Annotated in this window: 7 protein-coding genes; 5 read left to right on the forward strand and 2 right to left on the reverse strand. The window is 63.3% G+C overall.

Annotation, left to right across the window (positions count from 1 at the left end; all coding sequences use genetic code 11):
• Window positions 1–21: 21 nt before the first annotated feature.
• The gene (zigA, locus tag BLU54_RS00870) at window positions 22–1233 is read right to left on the reverse strand and encodes a zinc metallochaperone GTPase ZigA (protein ID WP_091903615.1); all 1212 of its coding nucleotides are present in this window, start codon (window positions 1231–1233) and stop codon (window positions 22–24) included.
• A 206-nt stretch (window positions 1234–1439) separates the two neighbouring features.
• Complete coding sequence (locus BLU54_RS00875) at window positions 1440–1691, reverse strand: hypothetical protein (protein ID WP_091903617.1); 252 nt, start codon at window positions 1689–1691, stop codon at window positions 1440–1442.
• Window positions 1692–2076: 385 nt separating this feature from the next.
• Here BLU54_RS00875 and BLU54_RS00880 point away from each other — a divergent pair, with 385 nt between their 5' ends.
• The 5 genes from BLU54_RS00880 (at window position 2077) to BLU54_RS00900 (ending at window position 11034) form a co-directional block, all read left to right on the forward strand.
• Complete coding sequence (locus BLU54_RS00880; RefSeq protein ID WP_091903619.1) at window positions 2077–3636, forward strand: FAD-dependent monooxygenase; 1560 nt, start codon at window positions 2077–2079, stop codon at window positions 3634–3636.
• A gap of 297 nt (window positions 3637–3933) precedes the next feature.
• A complete protein-coding gene (locus tag BLU54_RS00885) occupies window positions 3934–4665 on the forward strand; it encodes a DUF72 domain-containing protein (protein WP_328586089.1) in 732 nt (243 codons plus the stop codon).
• A gap of 1640 nt (window positions 4666–6305) precedes the next feature.
• Complete coding sequence (locus BLU54_RS00890) at window positions 6306–7706, forward strand: TolC family protein (RefSeq protein ID WP_091903623.1); 1401 nt, start codon at window positions 6306–6308, stop codon at window positions 7704–7706.
• Window positions 7703–9871 (forward strand): type I secretion system permease/ATPase, encoded by a 2169-nt coding sequence (locus BLU54_RS00895; RefSeq protein WP_211435276.1) that lies wholly within the window; start codon window positions 7703–7705, stop codon window positions 9869–9871. Before BLU54_RS00890 ends, BLU54_RS00895 begins: the two co-directional genes overlap by 4 nt.
• Entirely contained in the window at window positions 9868–11034 is a 1167-nt protein-coding gene (locus tag BLU54_RS00900; protein ID WP_091903627.1) for an HlyD family efflux transporter periplasmic adaptor subunit, read from the forward strand. The genes BLU54_RS00895 and BLU54_RS00900 overlap by 4 nt, the downstream gene beginning before the upstream one ends.
• Window positions 11035–11082: the final 48 nt, after the last annotated feature.

Here is an 11082-nt window from a genome sequence, read left to right on the forward strand (position 1 = left end):
CGACGAGCCGTCGTTCGCCGCTCAGGCCCACTCGTGGAACGGATTCGGCCACGTCGTCCACACAGTCGGACCGTCTTGCATTTCGTCGTCGCTCAGCAGACAGCAGTCGAGGCGCGCGCGCAGCGCGTCTTCGTCCATTCCGATTCCGATCAGCACCAGCTCCTGACGCGCATCGCCGACCGCGTGATCCCAATCCGCTTCGATCGACTCGCGTATTTCCGGGTCGCTGGGCCAGTCGTCGCGTGGCACTGCGGCCCACCAAAGGCCGGCAGCAGCATGGCGGGCAACCGCACCGGCCTGCGACCACGAGCCGGCCAGCGTGGGATTGGATGCCAGCCAAAACAACCCTTTCGAACGGATGACGCCCGGCCACTCGCTTTCGACGAGATCGAAGAAGCGTTGGGGGTGGAATGGACGGCGTGCGCGGTATACGAAGCTGCGGATGCCATACGCTTCTGTTTCCGGCATGTGCTGGCCGCGCAGTTCCTTCAGCCAGCCAGGGGCCTTCGACGCTTCCTCGAAGTCGAACGATCCTGTGTCGAGCACCGACTGAAGCGGGACGCGTCCGAATTCGGCGATTTCGATACGCGCTCGCGGATTCAGACCGTGCAGGATAGCCATCAACCGCTTGCGCTCGCGCGCGTCCACGAGGTCGATCTTGTTGAGCACGATCACGTCGCAGAATTCGATCTGTTCGATGAGCAGGTCGACGACGGTCCGCGTGTCGTCTTGACCAAGCGATTGGCCGCGTTCGGCGATGCTGTCGACCGAACCATAGTCGCGCAGGAAGTTGAATGCGTCGACGACGGTCACCATCGTGTCGAGGCGCGCGACCTCGTTGAGACTGCGGCCGTCTTCACCTTCGAACGTGAAGGTTTCGGCGACCGGCAGCGGTTCCGAGATACCTGTCGACTCGATCACAAGCTGGTCGAAACGTCCATCCCGACAGAGTCGTTCGACTTCGACCAATAGATCTTCGCGCAAGGTGCAGCAGATGCACCCGTTGCTCATTTCGATCAGCTTTTCGTCGGTGCGTGACAACGCCGCGCCACCGTCGCGTACGAGTGTCGCGTCGATGTTGACCTCGGACATGTCGTTGACGATCACCGCAACGCGCCGGTTGTCGCGGTTGTTCAAGATATGGTTCAACAGCGTGGTCTTGCCCGCGCCAAGAAAGCCGGACAGTACGGTGACGGGAAGGCGTCCCGGCTTGATCGTGGGTGCACTGCGCATCGGGGCTATCGTTCTGTGGGAGGGCGGTCACGCGCTGCGGCGGCACTGGGCTGGGTGTTTCACGCGGCCGGCGCCCGCTTGAAGCGTTGTCGCGCGGTGAGGACGTGGCAATTGCACGAAGGGTGCGGCACTGGTCGGGCGAGCGTGCCAACTGGATTCCCCGATGTCGGGCCAATCAGCGAAGTCTAGTAACGCTTTTAAATATGTTATAACATATCAAAATTCTGTGCAATGCGGTTCGATACGATGCATTGCAGCGCGACGTGTCGTTGCTGGGCCTCGTCCGATGTGCCGTGACGTCCTGGCACTTCGACGGCCGCCGGCATCGCGGCAGACGGCGAACGGTGAGCATCGCGCGTTCGTCGAGGACGGCGACGCGTTGATCCTGCACGGTCGACGCGCACGGCCGACTTGCGCGCATCGGCATCGGCATCGGCGTCGGCATCGGCTTGCAGCACGGTACTCCTGACGGGCACTGCATGACGGCGGCCGTCGCCGTCAGGAAGCCGATGAGGACAGCGTGGCGACAGGGCGTCGCGCGCCCGCCATCGCGCACAGGGCCCGCCGACATGACGCGCCGCGAGCCTGCGGCGATGCGTGGCCAGGTGCGTTCGCACTCGGTGCGGTGCTTGCGCGCGCGATGGCGGAATGCTATAAACCGCTGTCGGAAAAGGCAGACTTGGTGTGGTCAGCCCAAGTCCTTTCGGTAACGAAAGCTCTGGTCTTTGGCCTCGTGCACGAGATCCCCACGACGAACGTCGGACGCGAACGCGTCCCGGTGTTCGTCCGTGTGGACCTCGCTTCGGGGAACGCTCCGGTCGAACATCGACACTGGAGCCGTTCATGCACGAAAATTCCTTTCTTTCCCATGATGTCATCATCGCTGGCGCGGGCCCGGTCGGGCTTTTCCTCGCTTGCGAACTTGCGTTGCAGCGCGTGTCCGTACTCGTGCTGGAGCAGGCGAAAACGGCCGACGCGCCGCTGAAGCGCTTGCCGTTCGGCCTGAGAGGGCTGTCGACGGCTAGTCTCGAAGCGTTGTACCGCCGTGGCCTGCTCGAAGCGCTGGTCGCCGCGCAGCGCGCCAGCAATGTGTCAAGCGACGTTACGCAGGCAGCGCACTGGCAGCATCAGTCGCGTCGGCCGGCGGGCCATTTTGCCGGCATCCAGTTCTTCAGGGACCGAGTCGACGAATCGCATTGGCCGGCACCGTTGCCCGGTCTGCCGGACCGGACCATGGCGGTCACGCTGGAAGTGCTGGAGGCCGTCCTGGCAGGTAGGGCCGAAGCGCTCGGCGTCGAGATCCGGCGCGGTGCGACGGTCGACGGTTATCTGGCGTCGAACCACGAGGTCGGTGTATGCGCCGGTCCCGAGCGCTTCCGTGCTGCGTGGCTGGTGGGCTGCGATGGTGGGCGCAGCGCGGTCCGCAAGATAGGTGGCTTCCGCTTCGAGGGCACCGCCCCGGAGTTCACCGGGTACTCGGTGGAAATCGACCTTGCCGACGGCAACGTGCTTGCTGCCGGTCGACATCTGACATCGGCCGGTATGTACACCTTCACGCCGCCGTCCACCATTGCGATGGTCGAGTTCGACGGCGGGGCGTCGCATCGCAAGGCGCCGATCGCGCGGGAACATGTCGAAGCGGTCCTGCGACGCATTTCCGGCGCGGACGTGAGGTTGACAAGGCTCCAGCGCGCAACGACCTGGACGGACCGCGCGTGCCAGGCAGCGGTCTATCGAAAGGGCCGTGTGCTGTTGGCCGGTGACGCCGCGCACGTGCACTCGCCACTGGGCGGTCAGGGACTGAATCTTGGTTTGGGCGACGCGTTGAACCTGGGGTGGAAATTGGCCGCCGCCGTCCGCGGCGACGCAGCGGCAGGCCTCGTCGACAGCTATGAAGCCGAGCGTTATCCGGTCGCGGCGCGCGTGTTGGCGTGGTCGCGCGCCCAGGTTGCACTCATGCGGCCCGACGCGGGCGCGCACGCGTTGCGCGGGGTCCTCCAGGACCTGATGGAGACGCGCGATGGCGCTACCTACTTCGCCGAGCGGGTGTCGGGCATCTCGCTTCGCTATGAGACGGACGGCTTGCATCCGCTGATCGGCAAGACCATGCCCGATGTCGGTCTCGCCCCCAGCGGTGCCGTTGACGAACGACTCAATGAAGGCAAAGGCGTGCTCCTGGATTTTGGACCGGACCGGCGGCTCGAAGCGCTTGCCCGGCGATGGACGGGGCGCGTTCTGTATGCAGCTGCCAAGTCGGCGCGGTGTCCGGCGTTACGTGTCCTACTGGTGCGTCCCGACGGTATTGTGGCGTTTGCCAGCGATGACGCGGTGGCGCTGGATCCGATCGCCGACGCATTGTCCCGCTGGTTCGGCACGCCTGAGGGCGAGGCGCGCGGCCGCTAGGACGGGCAGCGGCGCCGGCTGGTTGCCGTTTTTCGTCGAAAATCGCCCGACGCCTGGCCGCGCTGCTGTCTGCGTTCTCTGTCTGCGCGATGGACGCGAGACCGATGCTTGATGGCGGCGTGACGAAAGGGCGCCCCAGGCATGGCGGACGAGTGCCGTGGACATTGCGACTGCTTGGCTAGCTCGTCATGGGCGCAGCGCGCAACGCCGCGATCCGCTACGCTGTCATGCATGAGTCCCCAGACATACCGCAACATACACCGCAACACATCCCTCGACACGCATGGCCCCGCGCCCGTGATTCGCATCGGCTGCGCTGGATGGGCTCTGCCAACAGCCCAAGCGGCACGCTTTCCGGCGGACGGGAGCCACCTTGCGCGCTACGCACAGGTCTTCACGTCGGTGGAGATCAACACGTCGTTTTATCGTTCGCATCAGCCCAAGACGTACGCGCGATGGGCCGCCACTGTGCCGGACGCGTTTCGCTTTTCGGTAAAGATGCCGAAAACCATCTCGCACGAGCTTGCGCTGCGAAATGCCGAGGTTCCGCTCGATCGTTTCGTGCGCGAGGTCTCGGCGCTGGATCAGAAGCTTGGTTGCCTGCTGTTGCAATTACCACCGAGTCTGGAATTTGAACGGACCGCTGTTCAGCGGTTCTTCGCGTTGTTGAGAGGCCTGACGGCGGTGCGGGTGGTCTGCGAGCCCAGACACGCGACTTGGTTTTCGGAACAGGCGGAAGAAACCATGACCGGTTTCGGGGTCGCCTTCGTGCACGCAGACCCGGCGCCAGTCCGCGGCGCGATGCCGCCGAGTGCTGACGGGGGGCCGCTGTACATGCGACTGCATGGTTCGCCCAGAATCTACTATTCAGCGTACGAAGCATCTTTCCTCGACGCACTGGCGAATCGACTCGTGCAGGCAGGCAATGCCGCCGAGGCAGTGTGGTGCATCTTCGATAACACTGCCAGTGGCGAAGCGGTGCCCAACGCTCTCGCGCTTCGCGCGAAAGTCGCAGCACTGATCGGCTAGGCCCACGCCTCGCGGCGGAAGCCCGGGCGAGGTTCCGCGTGCGAAGCCTGTCGTCGATCGGCGTTGCGCCCGAGTCAATGGCATTGCCCGTCGCTCTGTCGGCACGGAACTCACAGTGCGAATCATCCGATGATTTGTGTCCGTTGACCCACTGAGCCTGCGTCTTCCGTTCATCGCCTGGTATCACGTACAACTTTGCACTGCCGCATACCGCATCGTTAGCGCTCCGATAGAACATCAACGAGAAAGCTGCCTTGGCATGCTAACGGCGAGCAGGTCCGTGCAAGGTGGCGTGCGATGGCAGGCATCGCGGCTTGCTCTCAGCCACGGTAATGCATTCCTTGCGGATGGCGCGTTCTGCATTGCCGCAAGCACTCACTCGTATTCGGGACGATGGCATGGCAAGCGTTCTGTCCTTGAGCCAACTCCGCACATAGTCCTCCGATGGCGAGCCGTGCCAATACGTTTCACAAAAGAAATGAGCAATAGATAAGCGGTGGCATTGACCGTTAGGACAGCTATCTTGATCTTCTGGTTGTTCTTCCAAGATCAAATCGCGAACACTCGGGTACGCCCTGTGTCCGCTAATAATCGGTGTCCTTCGAGCCTTGTCCAGGAGCCCGGCGCGCCCCGTGAAGTTTCATTCGATGCGGTGGTCTCTTCAAAGGTTATGGCGCCGGTAATTCGTCCAGTTACCCCCCTGCGAAGTGTATGCGGTCGGTACGCCACGACTAGTCTTGCAGCAGCGCACTGGGTCGCGCGTGCATGCGCGGCACTAATCGCAGCTCTGCCCGCTTGGCAGGCCGGCCTTTCGCGTTGTAATCGATGATTGCCGCAAACTGCCGTTCTCTAACGCGAACAGGGGAGTAATAATTATCGATAATAGGCTAGGCTTCGCCTGCGAGCGTAGCTTGTACCTGATTTATGTCGATTTGCATGTTCCCGTTAATCGAAGACGCGGTAGCTATCTCTCTCGATGAATACGCACAGGCCAGCACTGGCGCGCTTTGCATTCGGCGAGGCTGCCGCTGGCTGATGTCGAGCACCATCACATGACCGGCATCCGCAACGCAACGTCTTGATTGGTCAGAACTATTGGATCAAGTCCGGATGCCGATGGCCGGCGCCGGAGACCTGTCTGGAGCGGTCGGCAATAGAACTGGAAGCGGGGAGATCGGTGGGGGATGCATGGCTCGCGCGTGATATACAACAACAGAATATGCAGCGCAACTATGGCTTTCCTTATCGCGACCAACTGACTTAGATCAATAAAGAAATAGTTTTCCTTAAAGGCGATGCATCAATTCAAACGCCCGAATGAAAAGTATTTAGGCATGTATAAAGCCAATTGATTGTGCGCAAAAAACTCGACTACAATGGCTTCACCGGGAAATGGGTCTGGCACTGAAAAGCGGCTCCATCGGGTAACGGGGAAAATGCCTCGGGCAACAAGGAACCTAATTGCGAGGCGCCGCTCAGGGGCCCTGGAGAGAGCGTAGCGGCGGCCGACGGGTGGGCACGCCAGGAGTTTTTACTGAGACTGCTACATGCGGCTGCCTGAATAACAATGGCGAGTGGCCGTGAGTAGGAGCGGCATATCCTTGCTGCCGCGTTTATCCGAAGAATCTCTAAAGGTTCACATGAGTCGTACGGCGCATCTTGCGTTCGCTTTCAGCCTGGCCGTAATACCGTGCCTGTCCCGGGCGATGCCCCTGGAGGACGCAGTGCGGCTGGCGGCATTGCGCGATCCGATGATTGCGGCCTTGCGTCAGGATGTGGCTCAGCAAGAGACAAATATCGAGATCATCAAGGACGGCGAGCGTCCGCGTATTTCCGTCAACGTGGGCCGCGCCACTGCATTGGGCCATGACGAGACCTTGGCCCTGCAGCAGAACATCGGCTCGGAAGTGGTGGTGTCGCAGATGCTGTTCGACTGGGGCAAGGTCTCGTCTCAGATCGAAGGTGCGAGTTACGACCGCGTGCAGATCGTCTCCGACCTGAAAAAGCAGATCGAAGCGGTGATCTTCAACATTTCCGGACTGTATCTCGATGCGGAATCTGCCAAGGCCCGGCTTGCGGCCACCGACGAATACCGAACGAACGCGATCAAGCTCGGCGAAATGACCAAGGACCGCGCGCAGGGCGGACTGGGCGATTTGTCCGAAACGTCGCGCGCCGAATTGGAGCGCTCCCGGGCTGAGGAGCGACTGCAGACCTTCGAGTCGGACCGCGAAGTGGCGCTGTCTCAACTCAACTTGCTCGTTGGCGAGCCGGACGTCGCAACGCAAGCCGTGCCGAACCTCGACTACGCGCCGCGCGTCGACTCCACCGCGGCCATCGATGCCTCGATCAAGGATGCGCCGGACTATCTGAAAGCGTCGGCAGCGGTCGAGTCGGCGCGCACCGGCATCGATGTCGCGAAGGCGTCGACGAAGCCGACCCTCCGGGCTGAAGCCGCGGGTCACCCGGGCTTTTCCGGGGGCGGGCCGACGAGCGGGTCGGTCGGACTCGTGCTGGGCGTCGACCTTGGCGTGTCCGACCTGTTCGGTCGCCAGGCACAGGCCGCGGAACAAAAGTACGAAGGCAGTCAGAAGCGCCTCGAAGGCGTCGCCCGCGATTTGAAGAACCAGACGCAGAGCTATGCGCGCCAACTCAGGACGCTGGCCGCAAGCGAGGCCCTGCTCAAACAGCAGGTCGATCAGGCGCGTCGTGTGGTGTCGACGTACGAAGAGCAGTTCACCGCCGGCCTGCGCAGCATGACCGACCTGTTCACCAGCATCCAGGAGCTGTACAGCACGCAGCTGAACTGGATCGCGGCCGCCGATCAACTGCGCCGCACCGAATACAAGGCGGCACAGACGCTGGGCCTGCAGGGCACGCTGTTGCAGGAAAAAACCAACGTGCCCCTGCCGGACCTTCCAACGTTCCTCCCCGACTCGCCAACGGCGGGGCAGTTGCAGGCGCAGCAGCCGACAGCACCCTTCGACGATCCGGGCCATTACAGCATGTTGCCCTTCAAAGGCCGGGAGGTCATGCGTTGAGCACGATCGATATGTCCGTGTATGAGCGCGGGCTGCTGCCCGGGCTGGTCCGACTCTGCGCGGCGCATGGCGTGGCGACATCGGCCGAGCGGCTTGGCGACGGGCTGTTGAGCGCGCCGGGGGTGCTGCCGTTCGTCGAGGTGGAGCGCGCGTTGCGCCGGGTGAACATGACGTGCGGCGTGGTCGGCTTGCCGCTCTCGAAAATCTCGCACCACGCGTTGCCCGTGCTGTTGTTGATGCGCGACGGCAGTTGCCTGGTGCTCGAGAAGCTGATGTCGGACGCGGCCGAGGTGTCGCATCCGGAGTCGGGAGCGGGGCGTAGCGCGCTGCCGCGCGACGCGCTCGAGGACGGCTATGCGGGCCACTACCTGATCGCCAAGCACGTGGAAGTCGTCTCGCCGCACCTCGACGCGAGCTTCGACGGCAAGCCACGCCACTGGATTCTCGGGCCGGTCAGGGAGCAATGGCGCATCTATCGCGACGTGCTGCTCGCGTCGCTGATGGCCAATCTTCTCGCGGTCGGCACCGCGCTGTTCTCGATGCAGGTCTACGACCGGGTGGTGCCGAATGCGGCGTTCGACACGCTGTGGGTGCTGGCCAGCGGTGTCGGCATCGCGATCCTGCTGGAGTGGGTGTTGCGCTATATGCGCGCACGCCTGATCGACCACGCGGGGCGGGCGCTCGACCTGCGGTTGTCCGCCCAACTGTTCGAGCGTGTCGTGCACATGCGCTTCGCGCACCGTCCGACGTCGATCGGCGTGTTCGCGAACCAGGTGCGCGACTTCGCCAGCGTGCGCGATTTCTTCACGTCGGGCACGCTGGCCACGCTGTGCGACTTGCCGTTCATGGTCGTGCTGCTTGCGTTGATCGGTGTCATCGGCGGCTGGGCAGTGCTCGTCGTGCTGGCGGCCGTCGTGCTGATCGTCTTGCCGGGCATGTTGATGCAGGGCCGACTGGCTGATCTGTCGCGCCAGAACGCGAAGGAAAGCGCCGCGCTCAACGGGCTGCTGCTCGAGGCGGTCGACAACCTGGAGAACGTCAAGGCGACGCGTTCCGAAGAGCGGCTGCAGCGCGCGCATGCCAGCCTCACCGCGATCATGGCCACTTCCGGCACGAAGACGCGCGATGTCACCGGCATGCTGCAATTGCTCGGCACGAGCACCCAGCAGCTGTGTTACACCGCGGTCGTCATCGTCGGGGTCTACCTGATTACCGCGGGTGACCTGACAACCGGCAGCATGGTGGCCTGCACGCTGCTGTCCAGTCGGGTGCTGATGCCGATGAGCCAGGTCGCCGGTCTGCTGGCGCGCTGGCAGTTCGTGAAGGCGGCGATGGAGGGCCTCGACCGCATCGTCGCGCTGCCGATCGAGCGGCCCGTCGAGCGCCACTTCGTGCGGGCCGAACATCTGCGCGGCGCCTACCGGCTGGAGAACGTCCAGTACGCGCACGATGCGGAAAGCGCGCCGGCCCTCCAGATCGGCCGCCTGTCGATCAAGGCGGGCGAGCGCGTTGCGCTGCTGGGCGGCAACGGCGCCGGAAAGTCGACGCTGATGCGCTTGCTGGCGGGGCTGACCGATCCGCAACAAGGCAACGTGCTGCTCGATGACCTGGCCATCGCGCAAATCGATCCGATCGACCGGCGCCGGCAGATCGCTTATCTGCCGCAGTCGGTGGCGCTGTTCCAGGGCACGCTGCGCGAGAACCTGACGCTCGGCCATGCGCTATGGACCGACGCGCAGCTCTACGATGCGCTCGATGCGGTGGGGCTTGGCACATTCGTGCGCAAGCATGTGCGGGGACTCGACCAGGACATCCTGTCGATCGGCAACATTTCCGGCGGGCAGAAGCAGGCGATAGGCCTCGCTCGCGTCATCCTGCAGGACCCGCGCATCGTGATCCTGGACGAACCGACCTCGGCATTCGATCAGGCGAACGAGGCGAAGGTCGTCAGTTTCCTGAAGACCTGGCTGCACGGACGGACCGCGATCATCGCCACGCACAAACGCGAACTGCTCGCGCTGACGCAGCGTGCGGTGGTGCTGCACGACGGCAAGGTGGTCCACGACGGCGAGATGGGCAAGCTCGTGGAGCTGGCCAGCGCGCAGCGTGCAAAGCGGGCGCCCGCGGCGCCCGAGGTGAAAGTCGTCTCGGAAAATGCATCATGAGCAGCCATCCGGTGCTTCTCGACGTGTCCGACGGCGGCCGCCTGCACCGGGTGCGGGCAAGCCGTACGGTGTGGCTCATCACCGCCGTGCTGGTGCTGCTGATCGCGTGGTCGGCATGGGCGCAAGTCAACGAAACAACGCGCGGCAAGGGGCGGGTCACGCCATCGTCGCGCCTGCAGTCGGTGCAGAGCCTGGAAGGCGGAATCCTCACCGAATTGCTCGTGCGCGAGGGTGGCGTGGTCCACCAGGGCCAACCACTCGCGCGGATCGACAGCACGCGTTTCCAGTCCGCCTACAACGAAACGCAGTCGCAAATCGACACGCTGTCCGCCGAAGTCGGTCGTCTCGAAGCCGAGGTGAGCGAGAAAAGCGAGCTGACCTTCAGCGATCACGGCAACGACAAGGCGCGCCAGTCCGAGGTCAGGCTGTTCAATGCCCGTCGGGCACGCCTGAACAAGTCGATCGGCGCGTTGCAGGAAGAAGACCGCATCCTGCAACAGCAGATCGCAATGATCCGTCCGTTGGTGGAGAAGCAGTCGGCGCCGCGTTCGCAACTTCTCCAGTTGCAGCAGCAGTCTGCCCAACTGCATGGGCGCATCGGCGATCTGCGCAATCAATACGTGCAGGAAGCGTACAGCACGATGGTCGACAAGAAGGCGAAGCTCGCCGAACTGCAGCAAAGCATGCTGCAGAAAAAGGACCAGCTCAATCGCACGCTTGTCACCGCACACGTGGCCGGACTGGTCAACAACGTGAAGATCAACTCGGTCGGCGGCGTCGTGCAGCCCGGCGAAACGATCATGGAGATCACGCCGATTCACGATCAACTGGTGGTGGAAACGCTGGTCGAGCCGAAGGACGTGGCCTTCATCGCGCCCGACATGCCGGCCAGCGTCAAGATCTCTGCCTACGACTACTCCGTATACGGCGACTTGCGCGGCAAGGTCACGCAGATCTCGGAAGACACCGTGAAGGAAGACACGCCGCATGGTCCGCAAGAATATTACCGGGTGATGGTCACGACCGACCGCTCGCATCTGAAGCGCAACGGTGTGGAGTTGCCGATCCGGGCCGGCATGGTTGCCGAGGTGGATATCGAAACCGGACGCCGGTCGATATTGAGTTACCTCACACGTCCGCTGATGAAGGCCCGGCTGCGCTGAGACCCGGCGCGGCTGTGCAAGGTTTACCGATCAATAGTCTTCGCGATA

It is taken from the genome of Chitinasiproducens palmae (genome assembly GCF_900095735.1).
In the GTDB taxonomy this organism is placed as follows: domain Bacteria; phylum Pseudomonadota; class Gammaproteobacteria; order Burkholderiales; family Burkholderiaceae; genus Chitinasiproducens; species Chitinasiproducens palmae.